Origin of the sequence: Bacillus sp. 3G2 (genome assembly GCF_044324725.1) — a bacterium.
Lineage (GTDB): Bacteria > Bacillota > Bacilli > Bacillales > Bacillaceae_G > Bacillus_A > Bacillus_A mobilis.
Window position 1 is genome coordinate 2191962 of sequence record NZ_CP172246.1, and the last position, 21591, is coordinate 2213552.

Here is a 21591-nt window from a genome sequence, read left to right on the forward strand (position 1 = left end):
AATAAATAGTTGTTATGTAAAAGCACTAAAAAATTTTCTCCTAGAGAGAGTTTTTTTATTGTTTCCGTACTATTAGTTGACGAGTTTTATAAGTTCTTTTACACTTGGATATGTGAATTTCAGTGGAAAAAGAGAGTTGACTTCTTACATATATGCTGAAAAAGCAAGTATGCAAAGTTTTATATGATTTGAAAAGGTAGAGGGGCGTTTCATATTGACAAACAGCAGATTGAATCCTAAAGTTGATGAATTTTTAAATAGGTCAAAAAAGTGGAGAAAAGAATATGAGAAGTTAAGAAGTATTGTTCTTAATAGTGAATTAACGGAAGATTTTAAGTGGATGCATCCTTGCTACACGTTCGCGAAAAAAAACATAGTTTTAATTCATGGATTTAAAGAATATTGTGCGCTTCAGTTTCATAAAGGTGCATTGTTGCAGGATACTCATAAGATTTTAGTCCAACAAACGAAAAATACACAGGCGGCGCGTCAGATTCGGTTTACTAATATACAAGAAATAATTGAAATGGAATCCATTTTGAAGAAATATATTACTGAAGCTATTGAAGTTGAAAAAAGAGGTTTGAAAATAGAAAAGAAAGAGCATAAAGAAATTATAATTCCAGAAGAGCTTCAAAATAAATTTGATGAAATACCTACTTTTAAAGTTGCCTTTGAGTCACTTACACCGGGACGCCAAAGAGCATATATCCTTTATTTTTCGCAAGCTAAACAAAATAAAACTCGAACATCCAGAATAGAAAAATATATGGAGAGGATTTTGGGTGGCAAGGGACTAAATGATTGTACGTGCGGGTTGTCTCAAAAAGGGACTAATTGTGATGGATCACATAAATCTTTGAAACAGTAAGATTTGTAGTTAAATCTTTTATTAACAGTGTATTTATATTTGTAGATTACATAAAAAGTCGAATTCCGAGTTACTAGGAATTCGACTTTTTGTATAATGAAAATAAATTGACATATTATTTTCGCTAAAATGATGCATTTAGATGTTAAAGGTACCGTAGAAATTTTGGAAGTAAATAGAAGGGAAATGATAAAAAACTTGAGCCTGAGGTAGTGGAGGATAACTTTGGCTATGGAAGGTGGTACTACTTGGATGTGTACCATGATGCCAAAATGATGGGGTGACTTGACCGGGAATGTGATATTGTTGCCAAGTTGCGGGAAGTTCAATTCCTACATCGGAACTAGCCGTATGTACGGCTGGAACGTGTATTTCGGGGGTCGAAGGAACGACGACTGTTACTCTTGAAGATACCCACATAAAATAATCACTCCTAAGTTGTGATAATAAAGTAGTATATTCTTTTCATACATATAAAGGTACATATCGATAGGACTTTAGGCTAAGGTATACGTATTAAGTTGTAAGACCAATTGAAATGGGTAGTGGACCATTTATTATAAAAAGATACGTCTTTTTACGGAGGGCAAAGGGATTAAGAAAATGTAAAATGGAGGTGTTAATTGCAAGAACATACGTATTTATGGAGGAATTTTAATGGAACGATTATGGACGAAATCATTTATTCAAATGACTTTCGCAATGTTATTTTTATTTACAGGATTTTATTTACTAGTTCCAACGCTACCTCTTTTTATTAAAGAGATAGGTGGCAATGAATCACAAGTTGGACTCATGATGGGAATGTTTACAATAGCAGCAGTTGTAATACGACCGATTATCGGAGGAATGTTAGATCAATATGGTAGAAGATCTTTTATTATTTTCGGACTCATCTTTTTTGGGATAACGATGTATTCTTATAATTTAGCGTCGACAATTGTCCTTTTAGCTGTTTTGCGGGTTATTCATGGGGTGACATGGGCTGTTTCTACAACAGCTGTTGGAACAGCGATAACTGATATTATTCCAGATTCACGCCGTGGTGAGGGGATGGGATGGTACGGGATGGCTATGACAATTGCAATGGCAATCGGCCCAATGATTGGATTATCGGTTGTGCAACATTATTCATTTCACGGCCTATTCTTGTTAGCAACTCTTTTATCCTTTATGGCAGTTCTATTATCGTTCATGACGAAAATGCCATTCACACCTCAAAAAGAAAAAGGGAAAATGCAGTTGTTTGAAAAATCGGTTCTATCCATTACGATTGTTGTTTTCTTTTTATCATTTGCATATGGAGGGATTACGACATTTCTACCGCTATTTGCATCGTCAATTGATGTGAATCCTGGGACATTCTTTTTTGTATATGCAGTTGCTTTAACAATTGTACGACCAATTTCAGGAAAACTATTAGATAAGTATGGTGAAGTATTTATCATACTCCCGGCACTATGCATTACTATTATCGCAATAGTTGTATTAACACTTTCAAATAGTTTAATGGGTGTAATTATCGCCGCTGTATTATACGGTGTTGGATTCGGTTCAGCACAGCCGGCATTGCAAGCAGCGATGATTACAATGGTTGATCCGAGTAAAAGAGGAGTTGCTAACGCTTCGTTCTTTACCGCATTTGATCTAGGGATTGGACTTGGTGCGATTTTACTTGGAGTTGTTTCGCAAATGTTTGGTTACCGTATTTTATTTGCAGGTAGTGCAATTTCAGGGTTACTTGCTTTAATTATTTTTGTTGTTTTTGTAAAACAGCGATTAGGTAAAAAAGAATTTGCGTAAACGGAAGTAACAAGGATGAAAATTTCAATTGAACGTAACGATTTGCAATGGTTAAAGGATAATATATTAATAGTTCAATTCAGCCTGACTATTCTTTAGGGATAGTTTCTGAGAAATCAGATGGGGAAATCGTATCAGTTGAGAAAGAATACATTCTATTTTAGGGGATGTTTATAATCTTTAGTACTTTAAAAACTATCATATAGTTGAATCTTATTATGAGGAAACGAAAGAAATTTAATTTAATTATGTAAAATAATAACTTTTTTAAAAATAAATAAGTTTTATATAAGAATTATATTGATGAGATAGTGAAATAAATTTCATGTAGAAACGAGTTGTATATGTATACAACTCGATTTTTTTATTTTCTTAAAAAAATCGAGTGAATGATATATTTTGTAGGATTTTCTGAATCATCTTTATATTTTATTTTAATAAGACACGCAAAGAAGTCTGTCCTTTCTTTATAAAATATGAAAATTATTTTTGGAAAATTGTATTGTTACATCGGTAAAAGTATAGGAAACTTATCATTATAAAATAAATTGAAATCTTCTAAAAACTCTGATACATTGAAATAGAAATGTAGTTCCACAGTATTGTAAAGGCTTACAGTTATGTGCACGAAGATCTATTAGGATTGGAGGAAATAATGATGAAAGCTGAAGAAAAATTTTCCCCGGGATTAGATGGTATAGTGGCAGCGGAAACGAAAATCTCGTTTCTTGACACAGTGAAAGGTGAAATTGTAATTCAAGGGTATGATTTAATCGAACTCTCAAAAACAAAAGAGTATTTAGACATTGTGCACCTTTTATTGGAAGAACATCTACCAAATGAGGATGAAAAAGCAAAACTTGAAAAGAAATTAAAAGAAGAATACGCGGTACCAGAAGGTGTATTCAACGTATTAAAGGCATTACCGAAAGAAACGCACCCGATGGATGGATTGCGTACAGGTGTGTCCGCATTAGCTGGTTACGATAATGATATCGAAAACCGCTCTTTAGAGGTAAACAAAAGCCGCGGGTACAAATTATTGAGTAAAGTACCAAACATTGTAGCGAATAGCTATCATATTTTAAATAATGAAGACCCAATTCAGCCACTTAAAGAATTATCATATAGTGCGAATTTCTTCTATATGTTAACAGGTAAAAAACCAACTGAACTTGAGGAGAAGATCTTTGATCGTTCCCTTGTTTTATATAGTGAACATGAAATGCCAAACTCTACATTTACAGCGCGCGTTATTGCATCAACGCAATCCGACTTATATGGTGCTTTAACAGGTGCAGTTGCATCTTTAAAAGGTAGTTTACACGGCGGTGCAAACGAAGCGGTTATGTACATGCTTTTAGAAGCTGGTAATGTTGAGAAATTTGAAGAGTTGTTACAGAAGAAACTATATAACAAAGAAAAAATTATGGGCTTTGGACATCGTGTGTATATGAAGAAGATGGATCCAAGAGCACTGATGATGAAGGAAGCTTTAAAGCAGTTATGTGATGTAAAAGGTGATTATACACTATATGAAATGTGTGAAGCTGGAGAAAAGATTATGGAGAAGGAAAAAGGAATTTATCCAAATCTTGATTATTATGCAGCGCCAGTATATTGGATGCTTGGTATCCCAATTCAACTTTACACACCAATCTTCTTTAGCTCTAGAACAGTGGGACTATGTGCACACGTAATTGAGCAACATGCGAACAATCGATTGTTCCGTCCACGTGTAAATTATATTGGCGAGCGACATGTACTTAGTAAATAAGAACAACTGGGGAGTTGTATGCGCCGCCCGCCAGATGGGTGTTTGACCGACACCCATCATTAATAATAACGAATTTTCGACAGAAAGGGAAGAATAGCATGATTAAAACAAATGAAATTAAACAAAAAGATGCATTATTAGAAGAAATTGCGGATTATGTATTAAATAAAGAGGTAACTAGCGCAGAAGCATTCAGTACTGCTCGTTACGTATTACTTGATACGCTTGGATGTGGAATTTTAGCATTACAATATCCAGAATGTACGAAATTACTAGGACCAGTTGTTCCAGGAACAATCGTGCCAAATGGTACACGTGTACCAGGTACGTCATATGTACTTGATCCAGTGAAAGGTGCATTTAATATCGGATGTATGATCCGTTGGTTAGACTATAACGATACTTGGCTTGCAGCAGAGTGGGGACATCCATCTGATAACTTAGGCGGAATTTTAGCAGTTGCAGATTATATTAGCCGTGTTCGTATTTCAGAAGGAAAAGAACCATTAAAAGTACGTGAAGTATTAGAAATGATGATTAAAGCACATGAAATTCAAGGTGTACTTGCTTTAGAAAACAGCTTAAACCGTGTCGGTCTTGACCACGTATTATATGTAAAAGTAGCAACAACTGCTGTAGTTGCAAAAATGCTTGGCGGAACACGTGAAGAAATCTTTAATGCATTATCACATGCATGGATTGATAATTCTAGTCTTCGTACATACCGTCATGCACCAAATACTGGCTCACGTAAATCATGGGCAGCAGGTGATGCAACAAGCCGCGGTGTTCATCTTGCAATGACTGCTCTAAAAGGTGAAATGGGCTATCCAACAGCTTTATCTGCACCAGGATGGGGATTCCAAGATGTATTATTTAATAAACAAGAATTAAAGTTAGCGAGACCATTAGAGTCATATGTAATGGAAAATGTATTATTTAAAGTTTCATATCCAGCAGAGTTCCATGCACAAACAGCTGCAGAGTGTGCTGTGAAATTACACCCAGAAATTAAAGAAAGATTAGAAGAAATTGATCGTATTACAATTACAACTCATGAGTCAGCAATTCGTATTATTGATAAAGAAGGTCCATTAAATAACCCAGCTGATCGTGATCATTGTTTACAATACATTACGGCAATTGGTTTATTAAAAGGAGATATCGTTGCGGACGATTATGAGGATGCAGTAGCAAATAATCCACGTGTAGATGAATTACGTAATAAGATGGTTGTTGTTGAAAACAAACAGTACAGTTTAGATTACCTTGACCCGAACAAGCGCTCAATCGCCAACGCTGTTCAAGTCCATTTCAAAGATGGCACTGTAACAGAAAACGTGGAATGTGAATATCCACTTGGTCACCGTTTCCGTAGAGACGAAGCAATTCCAAAAGTTGTTCAAAAATTCACTGCAAATATGGCAGGTCATTATTCTAGTAAGCAACAAGAACAAATTCATGAAGCTTGTTTAAATGAAGAGAAACTAGAAAATATGAATGTAAACGAATTTGTAGATCTATTCTTAATTTAATAATAGGGGGAATTTAGAATGGCTTGGGTTGTGAATAAACAGTCAACACAAGAGGAGCTTGCGAATCGCTTCCGAGCTTTAGTAGAAGCAAATGAAATTTTGCAAATTCCAGGTGCTCATGATGCAATGGCAGCTTTAGTTGCGAGAAATACAGGATTTTCAGCTCTTTATTTATCAGGAGCTGCTTATACTGCAAGTAAAGGGCTACCTGATTTAGGAATCGTGACGTCTACTGAAGTGGCAGAGAGAGCAAGAGATCTAGTAAGAGCTACAGACTTACCAGTTCTAGTTGATATTGATACAGGATTTGGCGGTGTATTAAACGTAGCGAGAACAGCTGTAGAAATGCTAGAAGCGAAAGTTGCGGCTGTTCAAATTGAAGATCAACAATTACCAAAGAAATGTGGACATTTAAATGGTAAGAAACTCGTTACGACAGAAGAATTAGTTCAAAAGATTAAAGCGATTAAAGAAGTTGCACCAAGCTTATATATTGTGGCACGTACAGATGCTCGCGGTGTAGAAGGCTTAGATGAAGCGATCGAAAGAGCGAACGCCTATGTAAAAGCAGGTGCAGATGCGATATTCCCTGAAGCGCTTCAATCAGAAGAAGAGTTCCGTCTATTTAATAGTAAAGTTAATGCACCTTTACTTGCGAATATGACTGAGTTCGGAAAAACGCCGTATTATAGTGCAGAGGAATTTGCAAATATGGGCTTCCAAATGGTTATTTATCCTGTAACTTCACTTCGCGTTGCAGCGAAAGCATATGAGAATGTGTTTACTTTAATTAAGGAAACAGGTTCTCAAAAAGATGCACTTTCAAGTATGCAAACGAGAAGTGAGTTATATGAAACAATTTCATATCATGACTTTGAAGAATTAGATACTGGAATTGCAAAAACAGTATTATCAGAGGATCAATAGATAAAGTGAAACTTTAATCAGTGGGGGTTTTCTTCATCCCCCACTGATTATTAGTTGAACCAATCGGACTTTAATGGGCAGTTGATCGCCCGCCTAACTTCTTTGCTTTCGCTGAATTTTGAGGCGGGGGTCTTACTGCCCATTAAAGCGGGATAAAACAACTAAGGCGATGAGAATACATCTTTGGCAAAAAGAACTGCTTGATGTGAATATTCATCGCCTTCTGTTTTCAAAAATAAGATATTCCACTCATCGTAGACGAGCATATGAAGTAGAAAATAACGCCGAAATGATAGGGGGATTCAGATGGAGAAAACGAAGTTACCGTGGGATGAATTTTTTTCACTTAATAAAGGTGTGAATCATACTTTCTTTACGCCAGAAGATTTTTCAGGAGATGAAGATTTAATCGCAAAAACGACAGAACAATTCGTTAAACAAGAAATTGTTCCACAAATGGAGAATATTGAACAACATAACTATAAAGTATCTTGTCAACTATTTGAGAAAGCTGGAGAACTTGGGTTATTAAGTATCGAGGTCCCAGAAGAGTACGGTGGATTTGAGTTAGGAAAGGCAGTTTCAGGGCTTGTAGCAGAAAAAATGGGATACGCTGGTGCATTTAGCGTTTCATTTAATATACACGCAGGTGTAGGTACATTGCCTTACATATATTACGGAACGAAAGAACAAAAAGAAAAATATTTGCCGAAAATTGCATCAGGAGAATGGATTGGGGCTTATGCTCTAACTGAGCCGAATGCTGGTTCTGATGCTTTAAGTGCAAAAACGAGTGCAGTATTAAATGACGATGGTACTGCTTGGAAGTTGAATGGTGAGAAGCAATGGATTACAAATGCTCATATGGCAGATGTATACGTTGTTTTTGCGAAGACAAATAAAGGAATGACAGCGTTTATTGTCGAAAGAACATGTGAAGGTGTATCCATTGGACTAGAAGAAAAGAAAATGGGGATTAAAGGCTCATCAACCGCTACTCTTATTTTAGAAGATGTTGTCATCCCTGTAGAAAATGTTTTAGGGGAAGTTGGGAAAGGGCATCATGTAGCTCTTAATATTCTTAACTTCGCTAGACTTAAGCTTGCTTTTGGAAATATTGGAACAGCAAAACAAGCAATTGGTTTGTCGGTTCAATATGGAAAAGAGCGAAAACAGTTCCAAACGGAATTAGTAGATTTTACGATGATTCAAGAGAAAATTGCAAATATGATCATTGCTACATATGGAGCAGAAAGTGCAGCTTATCGTACAGCGGGTGTAATTGATGAAGCAATTCATGAGAGTGATGAAGATCTTATGAAGAAAATGTCTCAATTTGCAATTGAATGTGCACTTAATAAAGTAAATGCTTCTGAAACACTAGGTCATATCGTAGATGAAGCTGTACAAATTCATGGTGGTTACGGTTATATGCAAGAGTACGAGGTAGAACGTTTATATCGTGATGCTAGAATTAGTCGTATTTTTGAAGGAACGAACGAAATTAATAGATTAACAGTTGCCAAAATGTTAATGAAGCAAATGGAACAAATTGAAGATACAGAAGTAGAGATTGATGTAGCAAATGTCGAAAGAAACCATTGTTATATTTTATTAGCGAAAAAATTGTTGAAACAATCTTTGAAAACGCTCTCTAAAACTCCAGGATTAAAAATTGATCAAGAGCAAGAATATTCACGTGTATTATCAAATATGTTAACGGACGTGTACGTCATGGAATCAGCATTTTTACGTACGAGTAAAGCCATTAGTAAAAATGGTGAAGAGAAAGAGCGTACGAAACAAATGATAACTGACGTTATTTGTGAAGAAGGCTATCGCAAAGTAGAGGAAGCGGCGATCTCTATACTTTCAGCGGCTGTCACAGAAGAACAAGATAGACATGTGATTTTAACTGAAATTCGTCAATTATTAGTGCCTTTATACACGAACGTATTTACAAAAAAGAGAGAAATTGCGAAAGCTATTATAAATCGCGGAAAGTATATTGTGTAAATAGGAGGAAAGCGATATGAAAAAGATTGGTTTTATCGGTTTAGGTAACATGGGTCTTCCGATGTCTAAAAATTTAGTTAAATCAAGTTACACAGTATACGGTGTGGATTTAAACAAAGAGGCTGAAGCTTCCTTTGAAAGTGAAGGAGGAATTATTGGCTTATCAATCTCAAAACTAGCAGAAACATGTGATGTGATTTTTACAAGTTTACCTTCACCTCGCGCTGTTGAAGCGGTATATTTTGGCGAAGAAGGATTATTTGAAAATGGTCACGCGAATGTAGTTTTAATTGATACAAGTACTGTATCTCCACAGTTAAACAAACAGTTAGAGGAAGCTGCGAAGGAAAAGAAAGTAGACTTTTTAGCAGCACCTGTTAGTGGTGGGGTAATTGGAGCTGAAAACCGTACATTAACGTTTATGGTTGGTGGATCAAAAGAGGTATATGACAAAACGGAATCTATCATGGGCGCACTAGGCGCGAACATTTTCCATGTTAGTGAGCAGATTGATAGTGGTACAACTGTTAAATTAATTAATAACCTATTAATTGGTTTTTATACAGCTGGCGTAAGTGAAGCTTTAACATTAGCGAAAAAGAATAATATGGATTTAGATAAAATGTTTGATATTTTAAATGTAAGTTACGGTCAAAGTAGAATTTATGAGCGCAATTATAAAAGTTTCATTGCATCAGAAAACTACGAGCCAGGCTTTACTGTGAATTTATTAAAGAAAGATTTAGGATTTGCAGTAGATTTAGCGAAAGAAAGCGAACTTCACTTACCAGTTAGCGAAATGCTATTAAATGTATATGAAGAAGCAAGTGAAGCAGGGTATGGTGAAAACGATATGGCTGCTTTATATAAGAAGGTTAGTGAACAATTAATTTCTAATCAAAAATAATAGACGTAAATATATCATAAAAAAGGAGAGAATATAATGATTACAACTGAAATTAAACGAGTAAAAAATCATATTAATGGTGAGTGGGTAGAATCTACTGGTACAGAAGTAGAAGCAGTTCCAAATCCGGCAACTGGAAAAATTATCGCTTACGTTCCACTATCTCCGAAAGAAGATGTTGAAAAAGCTGTTGAAGCGGCAAAAGCAGCATACGAAACATGGTCTAAAGTACCAGTTCCGAATCGTTCAAGACAATTGTATAAATATTTACAGCTTTTACAAGAAAACAAAGAAGAGCTTGCGAAAATCATAACGCTTGAAAATGGTAAAACATTAACAGATGCGACTGGTGAAGTACAGCGTGGTATTGAAGCGGTAGAACTTGCAACGTCAGCACCAAATTTAATGATGGGACAAGCTCTTCCTAATATTGCTAGTGGCATTGATGGATCGATTTGGCGTTATCCAATTGGAGTTGTTGCGGGTATTACACCGTTTAATTTCCCAATGATGATTCCATTATGGATGTTCCCACTTGCAATTGCTTGCGGTAATACGTTTGTATTAAAAACATCTGAAAGAACGCCACTTTTAGCAGAGCGACTTGTAGAGTTATTCTATGAAGCTGGTTTTCCAAAAGGAGTATTAAATTTAGTACAAGGCGGAAAAGATGTTGTAAATAGCATTTTAGAAAATAAAGATATTCAAGCTGTTTCGTTCGTTGGATCTGAGCCGGTAGCTCGTTACGTTTATGAAACAGGTACGAAACACGGGAAACGTGTACAAGCGTTAGCTGGTGCGAAAAACCATGCGATTGTAATGCCAGATTGCAATCTTGAGAAAACAGTGCAAGGTGTAATTGGATCTGCATTCGCAAGTAGTGGAGAGCGCTGCATGGCATGTTCAGTAGTAGCGGTAGTAGATGAAATTGCTGATGAATTCATCGACGTACTAGTAGCAGAGACGAAGAAGTTAAAAGTAGGTGATGGTTTCCACGAAGATAATTATGTTGGACCATTAATTCGTGAATCTCATAAAGAGCGTGTACTAGGCTATATTAATAGCGGTGTAGCAGATGGAGCAACTTTATTAGTAGATGGCCGTAAAATTAAGGAAGAAGTTGGAGAAGGTTACTTTGTAGGTGCGACAATCTTTGATGGTGTAAATCAAGAAATGAAAATTTGGCAAGATGAAATCTTTGCTCCAGTATTAAGCATTGTAAGAGTTAAAGATTTAGAAGAAGGTATTAAACTGACAAATCAATCTAAATTTGCAAATGGAGCGGTTATTTATACGTCAAATGGTAAGCATGCACAAACGTTCCGTGATAACATCGATGCTGGTATGATCGGTGTAAACGTAAACGTTCCAGCACCAATGGCATTCTTCGCATTTGCAGGAAATAAAGCTTCATTCTTTGGTGATTTAGGTACAAATGGTACAGATGGCGTACAATTCTATACACGTAAAAAAGTTGTAACTGAGCGCTGGTTTTAATAAAGAGTAGACAGCGAAATCAGTTATTAAATGAAAAACACCACTATTAATAGTGGTGTTTTTCGCCGTTATTAATTACTTTTTTCAAAAGCTAGTTTAATACCAAAACCAATTAAGACGATACCCGTTAACCCTTGAATATAACGTTGCGTCTTCGGTTTTTTCATAAAAGCACTAATTTTATCAATTAAAAATATATAAAAAGCGAACCAAATAACTGTTAAAACGAGGTAAGTAAGGCCCATTACGAGAAGCTGGATAAACGTATTATGATTTGGATTTAAAAATTGCGGTAAAAAGGTTAAAAAGAAGACTGCAACTTTAGGGTTTAATAAATTTGTAAGAAACCCTTGGCGAAAGCAAGAAGTATGTTCGTTTTCGTTATGCAAAGGTAAATCGTTCGTATCAACACTTTCTTTGTTTCTTACTGCTAAAAGGGCTTTAATACCAATATAAATTAAATATAGAGCTCCAACGTACTTGAAAATAGAGAATAAAAGAGCTGACTTTACAATAAGTGCGGAAAGTCCGATTACTGCTGCTAACGTATGAATCAAAAGTGCAACACATGTGCCGAACACTGTTTTTACTCCACCCATCTTACCGGCAACTAATGTGTTTTTCGTGGCCATTGCAGTATCAGGACCGGGTAAAATAATAAGACAAATAGACATAATGATGAAAAGAAAAAAATTTTCAATCATAGCCGCTCCTCCTTTTTTATTTTTAGAATATTTAATTAAAAATAGTGTAGCACATATTTTGATTTAATAAAATTAAATTTTATTAAAAATTATTAAATAGGAAAGAGGCTATATAGTCGCGTAATGACACGACTATATAGCCTCAGTTTAATCCTGTATATACGGGGAAGACCCCATTTATTTTTATGCATTAAGTAAGTTAAAGAATCGATTTACATCTTCTTCTGAAACATCACTTAACTGCTTATATTTATAATTCGGATTTTGATCTTTATCAACGACAACGGATCGTACTCCTTCGAAGAAATCTTCATGTCTCATGAAATTTTTAGCAAGTACAAGGTCGGTAGCGAAACATTCTTCAACGGACTTATCTTGGCCATCAATAAACTGTTTTAATGTTACTTTTAACGAAATAGGGGATTTTGATAATAGCGTTTCTTTCGTTTTTAAAGCAAAGGAACTTGGATCTTTCTCCAATGAATGGATGATCTCTTCAATTGTATCGAAAGCAAAATGTGAAGTAATTTCTTCTAATGAAGGAGCAAGCTCGCTTTCTAGGCTTGGAGCAGTTGCAAATGTACGAATGACTTCTTTTAAATGAGTATGTACATCATCTTCTTCATGCCAATTTATACTTTCCAGTTCAGTAAGAAAATTTGGTAATGAATCAGATGTCATAAAGTAATCAGCAGCGTTTATAAATAAAACGTCAGCAGCTTTTAAAATAGATGCCGTTAAAGCAACATAGCGGCCAGCAAACCCTGGAGCTTTATTTAAGAAATAAGCAGCACCAACGTCCGGGAAGAAGCCGATATTCATCTCTGGCATTGCCCATTTCGTACGCTCAGTTACAATTCGATATTTCGCACCATTTGTAAGACCGACACCTCCGCCCATTACAATTCCATCTAAACAAGCGATGATTGGTTTTTTATATTGATAAATATATGTATCAATTTCATACTCTTCTTCAAAAAAACGTTCCGCATGCTGTAATGCAGCTTCATTTGAACGTGCTTCATAAAGAGTTTTAATGTCACCGCCTGCACAAAAACCTTTTGTGCCAGCTCCTTTTAAAACGATAAGCGCAATTCGCTCGTCATTTTCCCATTCTTTCAGTTTTTGCCCAATTGGTTGTAACATGTCATAAGATAAAGAATTAAGTGCTTTTGGGCGGTTTAAAGTAATTGATGCAACTCCGTTTTCACTAACAGAAAATAAAACGTGTTCAGTCATAATTCATCCTCCCTTACATATCTTCTTATTCTTAATTCTTGATACGTACTGAAATGTCCTTTATAAACTTTGTCTAAAGTTGGCGATACATGTTAATTTGACAAATGCATATTTTGACGAGTTATATTTGCAGGATTTCGGAGGTTGACAATGAATATTACAACATTACTGTAATTGTAATTATTTGAAGTTATCATGATAAACACGCTATTATATAGGTGTAAATTGTACATAATCACCTTAAAAAGGGTATTTGAAATGATTATGATAAAAGAAATATTGCTTTTTATTAGAAATAGAGAAAGGAGAAATCGGAATGCCAGGACCTTTACTGTTGTCGGTGATTATTTTGTCTTCTTTAATGATAGGGATAACTCAGTTTTTTCATCATACAGATACGACAGAGGAAGTGAAGGATAAAGTACGTCTCGTATTTCCGATTTTTATCATATCTATTTCTTTTTGTATTTTATTAAATAAGGATGGGTACATTGTCGCTGTATTTTCATTTTTTGTAGCGATTGTTTTAATTACAGTTTTATATTATGTAATGAAAGACTTTATACAAAAATAAAGATGTCCCATAAGACATTTTTATTTTTGAAACAAATAAAATTTCACATACCGTATTATATGTTAAAAATAAAAAGCATATAGCGATAGAAAAGTATGTACTTTACCGTGTATTTACTTGTCAATCTTGCATAGCCAATATACTATTAATAGTGTAGAGATTAGAAAAAGGGGTTGTATCTATCATGAAATTTGAGATGCACACAAAAATTATTTCAAATGAAAAAGAAGTAAGGTTACATATAGAAGAAAACATATTTCAATTAAAATTGGATGGTTATCACTTATTTACAGTTCAAGAAATATTACCTTTATATAAATCAAATGAAGAAAGAATTGGTAGTGCAATGATACAAAGGTTAGAGTGGGAGAACGGAAAAACTACTATAAACTATCAACTCGTATCACTAAAATCAGTAAATTAAAAGGAGCAGGACAATATGAAGTTATTTCATACAGCGGATTGGCATCTAGGAAAGCTTGTTCATGGCGTGTATATGACTGAAGATCAAAAGATTGTATTAGATCAGTTTGTACAAGCTGTTGAAGAAGAAAAACCAGATGCTGTAATTATTGCAGGCGATTTATATGACCGCGCAATTCCACCAACAGAAGCAGTAGATTTATTAAATGATGTGTTACAAAAAATAGTGATTGATTTACAAACACCGGTTATTGCGGTTGCAGGTAACCATGATAGTCCTGATCGTATTCATTTTGGTAGTAGTTTAATGAAGAAACAAGGATTATTTATTGTGGGACAATTTCAATTTCCATATGATCCAATTATATTAAATGATGAACATGGTGAGGTTCACTTCCATCTCATTCCATATGCTGATCCAAGCATAGTTAGACACGTATTGAAAAATGAAGACGTACGTTCACATGATGATGCGATGCGTATTTTTATGAATGAGCTTTCTGAGACGATGGATAAAGAAGCTAGACATGTATTTGTAGCTCATGCATTTGTAACTTCTGCAGGAGAAGCAGAGGAAAATACAAGTGATGCAGAACGACCACTTTCAATTGGTGGTGCTGAATACGTAAATAGTCATTATTTTGATAAGTTTCATTACACAGCGCTTGGACATTTACATCAAGCGCATTTCGTACGTAATGAGACAATTCGATATTCAGGTTCGCCACTTGCATATTCTATTTCTGAAGAAAAACATAAAAAAGGATATTATATTGTAGAACTGGACGAGCAAGGTGAAGTAACAATTGAAAAAAGGTTACTTACACCACGCCGTAAAATGCGAACAGTAGAAGCAAAAATAGATGAATTGTTACAACATCCAATAAGTGAAGATTACGTATTTGTAAAATTATTAGATGAAAATCCTGTCTTGCAGCCAATGGAAAAAATACGCTCTGTATATCCAAATGCAATGCATGTTGAAAGATCTATTCAAAGACGAGAGTTCACAGAGTCAAATGAAGTAACAGTTTCAAGACATAAAACGGATGATTTATCGCTATTAAAGGCTTTTTATAAAGAAATGAAAGGCTTAGATTTATCAGAAGAGAAAGAACGTCTATTTGTAGAGGTACTACAAACAGTGCAAGAACGGGAAGGTGAACGAGGATGAGACCGATTCAGCTTATTATGACAGCATTTGGACCATATAAACAGAAAGAAGTAATCGATTTTAACGATCTTGGAGACCATCGTATCTTCGCCATTTCTGGGAATACAGGAGCTGGAAAGACAACGATTTTTGATGCGATTTGTTATGTGTTATATGGTGAGGCAAGTGGAGAAGAACGTAGTGATACGAGCATGCTACGCAGTCAATTTGCTGATGATAATATGTATACTAGTGTAGAACTAACCTTTCAGCTAAAAGGGAAACGTTATGAAATAAAACGACAACTTGGACATAAAAAACAAGGGAACAAGACAATTACGGGACATGCAGTAGAATTATATGAAGTGATTGATGAAGAGAAGGTTCCAGCTGTTGATCGTTTCCATGTAACGGATGTAAATAAAAAAGTAGAAGATTTAATTGGTTTAAGTAAACATCAATTTAGTCAAATCGTTATGTTACCGCAAGGGGAATTCCGTAAACTATTAACATCTGAGACAGAAAACAAAGAAGAAATTTTGCGTCGTATTTTCAAAACAGATCGTTATAAGCTAATGCGTGAGTTACTTGATCAAAAACGAAAACAATGGAAAGACGTCTTACAAGAAAAGCAGAAAGAGCGAGAATTATACTTCCGTAATGTTTTTAAATTACCAATTCGTGATGGGTCATTATTAGAGTCATTAGTGGAACAAGAACATGTAAATACGCATCAAGTAGTAGAAGCATTAGAACAAGAAACAGATGTGTATAAGGCAGAAGTTGAGCAATTACAAGTAGAACAAGAAGTTCAAACGAAGCAATTAAAGGATGCTGAAACACGTTTTCATGCAGCGAAATCTGTAAATGAGAAATTTATAGATTTACAACAAAAGAATGAGAAATATAATACTTTACAAGAAAACCGTACAATTATTGAAATGAAAGAAACATCTTTTAAACGTGCGGAAGAAGCGAAGCGCTTAGTACCATTTGAACAATGGTACGAAGAAGCAATACAAAATGAGCAGAAGGCTGAAAATTTGTTAAAACAGATAATCGCCAAAAAAGAAAATATAACGAATAGCTTTGAACTAGCTCAGCAGAAATATGAAGCAATAAAGAATAAAGAACCTGAGAGAGAAGAGGGAAAAAAACTTGTTCAAAGATTAGAAGAGTTACAACCGATTATTGCATCATTAGCTGAGAAACAGTTGAATTTACAAAATGCAGAAATTCAAGTTGGGAAATTAAAAGAAGGTATGCACAACTTAGAGCGACAATTAGACGAGCATACAAATCAAAAACAGCTAATGTCTGGTGAATTGCAGCAATTAGAACGAGCACTTGAGCAATATGTAGCTAAAGTAGAAGAACTAACGAATATGCGAGAAGATGCAAAAGTTTTAAAGCAAGCATATGATGTTTGGCAAGAAAAGCACAAATTCGAGCAAGAAAAAGAAGCGGCATACAAGAAGATGCAAATGGCAGTGAACGCATATGAAAATATGGAACGCCGCTGGTTAAGTGAGCAAGCTGGTATATTAGCTCTTCATCTACATGATGGCGAATCTTGTCCAGTATGTGGGAGTTCGAACCATCCGAAAAAAGCTACAGAACAAAGTGATGTAATCGATGAAAAAGAGTTAAATGATTTAAGAGATAAGAAAAATGTTGCTGAAAAATTACATGTTCAATTAGAAGAGAAATGGAATTTCTATCATCTTCAATATGAACAGGTAATAGAAGAGGTTAAGAAGCGAGGCTATCGCTCGGAAGAATTAGCTGAAACATATAGTGCGCTTGTTCAAAAGGGAAAACAATTAGTAATTGAAGTGAATACGTTAAAAGCAAGCGAAGAAACGCGTAAGCAAACTGCTGTGAATATAAAAAACGTAGAAGGAAAAATAGATGCACTTCAAAAGCAAAAGCGTGAGGTAGAAACAGAGCAGCATCGTATAGAAATGGATTGTATGCAGCTTCGTACGTCATATGAACATGATAAGAAAAATATTCCTGAAAACTTACAAACAGTCCAAGCTTGGAAAGTACAGTTTGACCAAGCTATGCATGAACTCAAATTAATGGAGGACGAATGGAAGAAAGTGCAGGAAGCGTATCAACATTGGCAAAATGAAAATATACGAATTCAAGCAGAACAGGAAAGTGCTTCTAATCAATTTGAAAGTACAAAATTGAAGAAAGAAGAGACTTTCGTGCGCTTTATGAAAGAGCTTGAGCAGAGCGGATTTACAGATCAATCTACGTATAAAGAAGCTAAATTAAATGATGCCGAGATGGAGATATTACAAAAAGAAATTCAAAGCTATTATTCATCTCTTGAAGTACTTGCAAAACAAATTGAAGAGTTACGTGCTGAATTAAAAGGTAAAGAGTATATGGATATTACAGCGTTAGGTGAACATATAAAAGATTTAGAAATAAATCTTGATATCATTAAAGAAAAACGTCAACGTGCGCAAAATGCAGTAACATATATTTCTGATTTATATGAAAATATTAGACGTATTGATGAGCAAATTCATGAGGAAGAAAAAGCTTTCCAAGAACTTGTTGATTTATATGAAGTAATGAAAGGTGATAACGAAAGCCGTATATCATTTGAACGTTACATCTTAATTGAGTATTTAGAACAAATTGTTCAAATTGCAAACGAACGATTACGTAAATTATCAAATGGACAATTTTATTTAAAACGAAGTGAACGAGTTGAAAAGAGAAATCGTCAAAGTGGATTAGGATTAGATGTATACGACGCATACACTGGCCAAACACGCGATGTAAAAACATTATCTGGCGGCGAGAAATTTAATGCATCGCTTTGCTTAGCGCTTGGAATGGCAGACGTCATTCAATCGTATGAAGGTGGTATTTCCATTGAAACGATGTTTATAGATGAAGGATTCGGTTCACTAGATGAGGAGTCATTAACAAAAGCGGTAGACGCCTTAATTGACTTACAAAAGTCAGGCCGATTTATCGGTGTCATTTCACACGTTCAAGAGCTGAAAAACGCAATGCCAGCTGTATTAGAAGTAACGAAGCAGAAGGATGGGTGTAGTCAGACGAGGTTTGTTGTGAAGTAAGTTCAATTGTAATTCATACTTAAAGCATTCTTTGCGGGTTTCTAGTAAAGAACTTATGATAAAACAAATGCCATCTCTTTTTAGAGGTGGCATTTGTTTGTTATTCAAAATTAAATAATGCACCTACGAGTTATCTGTAGAAGGCGGTGTATTTTCCAATCTATTATAAGTTTTAAAGGCCGAAATTGCCGAGATAACACCACCGACTAAAAATAAAGCAGATCCACCGACCAAAATGATACGACTGACATACGTTTCGCGCGCTTCTTCAACTTCTTCTTGTAACATTGTTGGCATTTGAATTCCTCCTAAACAACATTTATTTTGTAGATAGTATATACAAATGCCTAAAATATGTTAAAATCACTGGATAGTATTATGAGGAAGTATATAGTTAGATGTGAATGGTTTGAAAAATCTTCATTATAAATTTATGCTAACTTCACATAGAGCACATATTAACATTGTATTATGTATATGTACCAAATAAATAAAGTGAATTGTATTTCGTTCTGTTTTTAAAAATTTAAAATTCTATTATTTTTATATAAAGGTTTTCCGCCGGAGTTTTAAATATTTTGGAAATAGATCTAAATAAGAGAAATTCACATAAAAGGGGAATGTCTTATGACAACATATACGAGTGAAATGAGAAAAAGTTTAGTTTCAGAAGAAGATGTAGATATTTTAAAAATTATGGCTCACCCAATCCGATTACAAATTGTAAATGAATTAAGTACGAGAAAAACTTGTAATGTAACGCAATTAACAGAATTACTAAATATTCCACAATCGACGGTTTCACAACATTTATCAAAAATGAAGGGTAAAGTGTTACGAGCTGAGAGAAGAGGTTTAGAAATTTATTATCACATTAACAATTTAAAAGCGAGTAAGATTGTAAGTGTTTTAGGATATATAAACTAATGAAGTATTTTCATATAAAATAGCCGCTGCTGGTAAGCAGGGGCTATTTTGTGTTGTTTTATGTATTCGTATTTAAAATTTTATAGTTTTTATGATTTACAATTGTTCGATCAAATTCAAAAGTACCACCGCTTACATCTGTAATTTCAACTAAGACCGATTCAGTATATAGTTTTAGTACAGATCCTGTAATCTTTAAATTATTTCGGTGAAAAAGTATAGTATCCCCTACGTTTGCTTTCATAGTACCTCCTTATTAAAGACAGAATTATTTTTTTATTATATATATTAAACCACGTATAGATATATTAGTGAATATTTAGTTTTGTTTATCAATAAAAAAATTTTTGTTTTATAAAAAATAAAATGCATCGTAGTGTAAAAATAGTTTTTTTGGTTGTATAGGAAAATCAAAATTTTGTAATCTAGCCATGATATAACTTGAGACATAATTTTTATAAAAAAAGATGATAAAACAGCTGTAAGTCGTATGGATGCAAAACATGATAATAGCTATTTACGTATTTAATAATTCGTTTTTTGTATTTCGTCCTTCGTTTTCTGTAACTGATTCCATGTTTTTGACGCTCTATCTTGTAAGTGCTTACATGAACGAAAACATCTTATACAATGAAGTTGTTAAATCAAAAGAGGTGACCAAAATGAACATAAAAAAACAAGACTTAGCGAACAGCATTGAAATAGAAAGAGGAGGCGGAAAGGTATGAAAAAATCAAATGTTAATCCATGGCTAGTTGTCCTTGGCACAGTCATCGTACAAATGGGGCTTGGAACGATATATACATGGAGTTTATTCAATCAGCCTTTAGTTAGCAAATATGGTTGGAGTCTTAACGCAGTTGCTATAACTTTCTCAATTACTAGTCTTTCCTTAGCATTTTCAACTTTATTTGCAAGTAAATTGCAAGAAAAATGGGGACTTCGTAAACTTATTATGATAGCTGGACTAGCATTAGGGCTAGGATTAGTACTTAGTTCACAAGCTTCCTCATTAATTTTGCTGTATGTACTAGCAGGAGTTGTTGTAGGTTATGCAGATGGTACAGCATATATCACTTCATTATCCAATTTAATAAAGTGGTTTCCAGAGCGTAAAGGTTTAATTGCTGGAATTTCTGTCTCTGCATATGGTTCAGGTAGCTTAATCTTTAAATACGTTAACGCACAGTTAATTGAATCAGTTGGTGTATCACAAGCGTTTATATACTGGGGTTTAATTGTTACAGCTATGATTGTCCTTGGAGCTTGTTTAATCCATCAAGCTGCTGATCAAGGTGCAGTTCATGAGACAAAAACTCACGAATATACAACGAAAGAAATGCTAGGCACAAAACAAGTATACTTATTATTTATTATGTTATTTACATCATGTATGAGTGGCTTATACTTAATTGGTATGGTAAAAGATATTGGTGTTCAACTTGTAGGACTTAACGCAGCAACAGCAGCCAATGCGGTGGCTATGGTAGCAATCTTCAATACATTAGGTCGTATTATTCTAGGGCCGTTATCAGATAAAATCGGCCGCTTAAAAATCGTTACTGGTACTTTTGTTGTTATGGCAAGTTCAGTATTAGTTCTAAGTTTCGTAGATTTAAATTACAGTATTTACTTCGTATGTGTAGCAAGTGTAGCGTTTTGCTTTGGTGGAAATATCACTATTTTCCCAGCTATTGTTGGTGATTTCTACGGTATGAAAAACCATAGTAAGAACTACGGAATTGTGTATCAAGGATTTGGATTTGGAGCGCTTGCAGGTTCCTTTATCGGTGCACTTCTAGGTGGATTCAAACCAACATTCATGGTGATCGGCGTATTATGTGTCGTATCATTTATTATCGCAATAGTAATTCAAGCACCTAAACAGAAAAAAGAACACGAAGAAGAGTATCGCAGCGTAGCATAAGTATATAAATCTTCTAAAACACTATGATTACGAAAAAGCATCCTGTTAAAGAGGGTGCTTTTTTGAGTTGTTTTAAATAGGTTATATAATCTTTGGAATTTTTTGGGGAAAAATGAGTGACATACCTATTTGGATTATATTGGAATATTAAAAAGTGATACATTATATTCGAACTACTTATTAAATCTTAAATTATAAACACGA

General features: G+C 34.6%; 20 protein-coding genes and 1 pseudogene. 16 read left to right on the forward strand and 5 right to left on the reverse strand.

What is annotated here, in order from left to right; all coding sequences use genetic code 11:
* Positions 1 to 214: 214 nt before the first annotated feature.
* On the forward strand, positions 215 to 871 hold the full coding sequence (locus ACHZK0_RS11195) for a DUF1801 domain-containing protein (protein WP_395761545.1): 657 nt from the start codon (positions 215 to 217) through the stop codon (positions 869 to 871).
* A gap of 138 nt (positions 872 to 1009) precedes the next feature.
* Here the strand turns inward: ACHZK0_RS11195 and ACHZK0_RS11200 are convergent, their stop codons facing one another.
* Positions 1010 to 1291 (reverse strand): hypothetical protein, encoded by a 282-nt coding sequence (locus ACHZK0_RS11200; RefSeq protein WP_395761546.1) that lies wholly within the window; start codon positions 1289 to 1291, stop codon positions 1010 to 1012.
* A gap of 237 nt (positions 1292 to 1528) precedes the next feature.
* Here ACHZK0_RS11200 and ACHZK0_RS11205 point away from each other — a divergent pair, with 237 nt between their 5' ends.
* The 8 genes and pseudogenes from ACHZK0_RS11205 to ACHZK0_RS11240 all read left to right on the forward strand — a co-directional run bounded on the left by ACHZK0_RS11205 (position 1529) and on the right by ACHZK0_RS11240 (position 11333).
* Positions 1529 to 2674, forward strand: a complete 1146-nt coding sequence (locus ACHZK0_RS11205; protein WP_270607983.1) for an MFS transporter — start codon at positions 1529 to 1531, stop codon at positions 2672 to 2674.
* 15 nt (positions 2675 to 2689) lie between these two features.
* A pseudogene (locus ACHZK0_RS11210) lies at positions 2690 to 2915 on the forward strand (cytoplasmic protein).
* A 414-nt stretch (positions 2916 to 3329) separates the two neighbouring features.
* Positions 3330 to 4451 carry a citrate synthase gene (gene mmgD / locus ACHZK0_RS11215; protein WP_071724138.1) on the forward strand — a complete coding sequence of 374 codons (1122 nt, stop codon included), beginning with the start codon at positions 3330 to 3332 and terminating at the stop codon, positions 4449 to 4451.
* Between the two features lie 98 nt (positions 4452 to 4549).
* Complete coding sequence (gene prpD, locus ACHZK0_RS11220) at positions 4550 to 5986, forward strand: 2-methylcitrate dehydratase (protein ID WP_262743069.1); 1437 nt, start codon at positions 4550 to 4552, stop codon at positions 5984 to 5986.
* 18 nt (positions 5987 to 6004) lie between these two features.
* Positions 6005 to 6913 (forward strand): methylisocitrate lyase, encoded by a 909-nt coding sequence (gene prpB, locus ACHZK0_RS11225; protein WP_242239146.1) that lies wholly within the window; start codon positions 6005 to 6007, stop codon positions 6911 to 6913.
* A gap of 306 nt (positions 6914 to 7219) precedes the next feature.
* Positions 7220 to 8929 carry an acyl-CoA dehydrogenase family protein gene (locus tag ACHZK0_RS11230; protein ID WP_395761547.1) on the forward strand — a complete coding sequence of 570 codons (1710 nt, stop codon included), beginning with the start codon at positions 7220 to 7222 and terminating at the stop codon, positions 8927 to 8929.
* 16 nt (positions 8930 to 8945) lie between these two features.
* Positions 8946 to 9836 (forward strand): NAD(P)-dependent oxidoreductase, encoded by an 891-nt coding sequence (locus ACHZK0_RS11235; RefSeq protein WP_097819800.1) that lies wholly within the window; start codon positions 8946 to 8948, stop codon positions 9834 to 9836.
* Between the two features lie 36 nt (positions 9837 to 9872).
* Positions 9873 to 11333 (forward strand): CoA-acylating methylmalonate-semialdehyde dehydrogenase, encoded by a 1461-nt coding sequence (locus tag ACHZK0_RS11240; RefSeq protein ID WP_000633351.1) that lies wholly within the window; start codon positions 9873 to 9875, stop codon positions 11331 to 11333.
* A gap of 71 nt (positions 11334 to 11404) precedes the next feature.
* On the opposite strand, the gene ACHZK0_RS11245 is transcribed toward ACHZK0_RS11240, so the two are convergent.
* Entirely contained in the window at positions 11405 to 12037 is a 633-nt protein-coding gene (locus ACHZK0_RS11245; protein WP_262743067.1) for a LysE family translocator, read from the reverse strand.
* A 183-nt stretch (positions 12038 to 12220) separates the two neighbouring features.
* Entirely contained in the window at positions 12221 to 13276 is a 1056-nt protein-coding gene (locus tag ACHZK0_RS11250; RefSeq protein WP_395761548.1) for an enoyl-CoA hydratase/isomerase family protein, read from the reverse strand.
* A gap of 316 nt (positions 13277 to 13592) precedes the next feature.
* Between ACHZK0_RS11250 and ACHZK0_RS11255 the strand changes: the two genes are divergently transcribed.
* The 4 genes from ACHZK0_RS11255 to ACHZK0_RS11270 all read left to right on the forward strand — a co-directional run bounded on the left by ACHZK0_RS11255 (position 13593) and on the right by ACHZK0_RS11270 (position 18533).
* Positions 13593 to 13850: a hypothetical protein gene (locus tag ACHZK0_RS11255; protein WP_001119406.1), complete on the forward strand. Its 258-nt coding sequence runs from the start codon at positions 13593 to 13595 to the stop codon at positions 13848 to 13850.
* A 184-nt stretch (positions 13851 to 14034) separates the two neighbouring features.
* Positions 14035 to 14274, forward strand: a complete 240-nt coding sequence (locus tag ACHZK0_RS11260) for a DUF2584 domain-containing protein (protein WP_262743065.1) — start codon at positions 14035 to 14037, stop codon at positions 14272 to 14274.
* A 15-nt stretch (positions 14275 to 14289) separates the two neighbouring features.
* The gene (locus ACHZK0_RS11265; RefSeq protein WP_262743064.1) at positions 14290 to 15447 is read left to right on the forward strand and encodes an exonuclease SbcCD subunit D; all 1158 of its coding nucleotides are present in this window, start codon (positions 14290 to 14292) and stop codon (positions 15445 to 15447) included.
* A complete protein-coding gene (locus tag ACHZK0_RS11270) occupies positions 15444 to 18533 on the forward strand; it encodes an AAA family ATPase (protein ID WP_395761549.1) in 3090 nt (1029 codons plus the stop codon). The genes ACHZK0_RS11265 and ACHZK0_RS11270 overlap by 4 nt, the downstream gene beginning before the upstream one ends.
* A 123-nt stretch (positions 18534 to 18656) precedes the next feature.
* On the opposite strand, the gene ACHZK0_RS11275 is transcribed toward ACHZK0_RS11270, so the two are convergent.
* The gene (locus tag ACHZK0_RS11275; protein ID WP_001142748.1) at positions 18657 to 18830 is read right to left on the reverse strand and encodes a hypothetical protein; all 174 of its coding nucleotides are present in this window, start codon (positions 18828 to 18830) and stop codon (positions 18657 to 18659) included.
* Between the two features lie 330 nt (positions 18831 to 19160).
* On the opposite strand from ACHZK0_RS11275, the gene ACHZK0_RS11280 reads away from it, so the two are divergent.
* Positions 19161 to 19460, forward strand: a complete 300-nt coding sequence (locus ACHZK0_RS11280) for an ArsR/SmtB family transcription factor (protein WP_000214798.1) — start codon at positions 19161 to 19163, stop codon at positions 19458 to 19460.
* A gap of 58 nt (positions 19461 to 19518) precedes the next feature.
* Here ACHZK0_RS11280 and ACHZK0_RS11285 read toward each other — a convergent pair whose 3' ends face one another.
* On the reverse strand, positions 19519 to 19704 hold the full coding sequence (locus ACHZK0_RS11285) for a YkvS family protein (protein WP_061679135.1): 186 nt from the start codon (positions 19702 to 19704) through the stop codon (positions 19519 to 19521).
* A 259-nt stretch (positions 19705 to 19963) separates the two neighbouring features.
* Here ACHZK0_RS11285 and ACHZK0_RS11290 point away from each other — a divergent pair, with 259 nt between their 5' ends.
* Entirely contained in the window at positions 19964 to 20188 is a 225-nt protein-coding gene (locus ACHZK0_RS11290; RefSeq protein WP_262742898.1) for a hypothetical protein, read from the forward strand.
* On the forward strand, positions 20185 to 21387 hold the full coding sequence (locus ACHZK0_RS11295) for an OFA family MFS transporter (RefSeq protein WP_395761550.1): 1203 nt from the start codon (positions 20185 to 20187) through the stop codon (positions 21385 to 21387). Before ACHZK0_RS11290 ends, ACHZK0_RS11295 begins: the two co-directional genes overlap by 4 nt.
* Positions 21388 to 21591 lie beyond the last annotated feature (204 nt).

Coding starts and splice junctions, on each gene's coding strand:
- ACHZK0_RS11295 (WP_395761550.1), top strand. CDS start 20,185: ATGAAAAAATCAAATGTTAATCCATGGCTAGTTGTCCTTGGCACAGTC.
- ACHZK0_RS11235 (WP_097819800.1), top strand. CDS start 8,946: ATGAAAAAGATTGGTTTTATCGGTTTAGGTAACATGGGTCTTCCGATG.
- prpD (WP_262743069.1), top strand. CDS start 4,550: ATGATTAAAACAAATGAAATTAAACAAAAAGATGCATTATTAGAAGAA.
- ACHZK0_RS11275 (WP_001142748.1), bottom strand. CDS start 18,830: ATGCCAACAATGTTACAAGAAGAAGTTGAAGAAGCGCGCGAAACGTAT.
- prpB (WP_242239146.1), top strand. CDS start 6,005: ATGGCTTGGGTTGTGAATAAACAGTCAACACAAGAGGAGCTTGCGAAT.
- ACHZK0_RS11255 (WP_001119406.1), top strand. CDS start 13,593: ATGCCAGGACCTTTACTGTTGTCGGTGATTATTTTGTCTTCTTTAATG.
- ACHZK0_RS11280 (WP_000214798.1), top strand. CDS start 19,161: ATGACAACATATACGAGTGAAATGAGAAAAAGTTTAGTTTCAGAAGAA.
- ACHZK0_RS11245 (WP_262743067.1), bottom strand. CDS start 12,037: ATGATTGAAAATTTTTTTCTTTTCATCATTATGTCTATTTGTCTTATT.
- ACHZK0_RS11205 (WP_270607983.1), top strand. CDS start 1,529: ATGGAACGATTATGGACGAAATCATTTATTCAAATGACTTTCGCAATG.
- mmgD (WP_071724138.1), top strand. CDS start 3,330: ATGATGAAAGCTGAAGAAAAATTTTCCCCGGGATTAGATGGTATAGTG.
- ACHZK0_RS11200 (WP_395761546.1), bottom strand. CDS start 1,291: ATGTGGGTATCTTCAAGAGTAACAGTCGTCGTTCCTTCGACCCCCGAA.
- ACHZK0_RS11240 (WP_000633351.1), top strand. CDS start 9,873: ATGATTACAACTGAAATTAAACGAGTAAAAAATCATATTAATGGTGAG.
- ACHZK0_RS11270 (WP_395761549.1), top strand. CDS start 15,444: ATGAGACCGATTCAGCTTATTATGACAGCATTTGGACCATATAAACAG.
- ACHZK0_RS11260 (WP_262743065.1), top strand. CDS start 14,035: ATGAAATTTGAGATGCACACAAAAATTATTTCAAATGAAAAAGAAGTA.
- ACHZK0_RS11250 (WP_395761548.1), bottom strand. CDS start 13,276: ATGACTGAACACGTTTTATTTTCTGTTAGTGAAAACGGAGTTGCATCA.
- ACHZK0_RS11285 (WP_061679135.1), bottom strand. CDS start 19,704: ATGAAAGCAAACGTAGGGGATACTATACTTTTTCACCGAAATAATTTA.
- ACHZK0_RS11265 (WP_262743064.1), top strand. CDS start 14,290: ATGAAGTTATTTCATACAGCGGATTGGCATCTAGGAAAGCTTGTTCAT.
- ACHZK0_RS11230 (WP_395761547.1), top strand. CDS start 7,220: ATGGAGAAAACGAAGTTACCGTGGGATGAATTTTTTTCACTTAATAAA.
- ACHZK0_RS11290 (WP_262742898.1), top strand. CDS start 19,964: ATGATAATAGCTATTTACGTATTTAATAATTCGTTTTTTGTATTTCGT.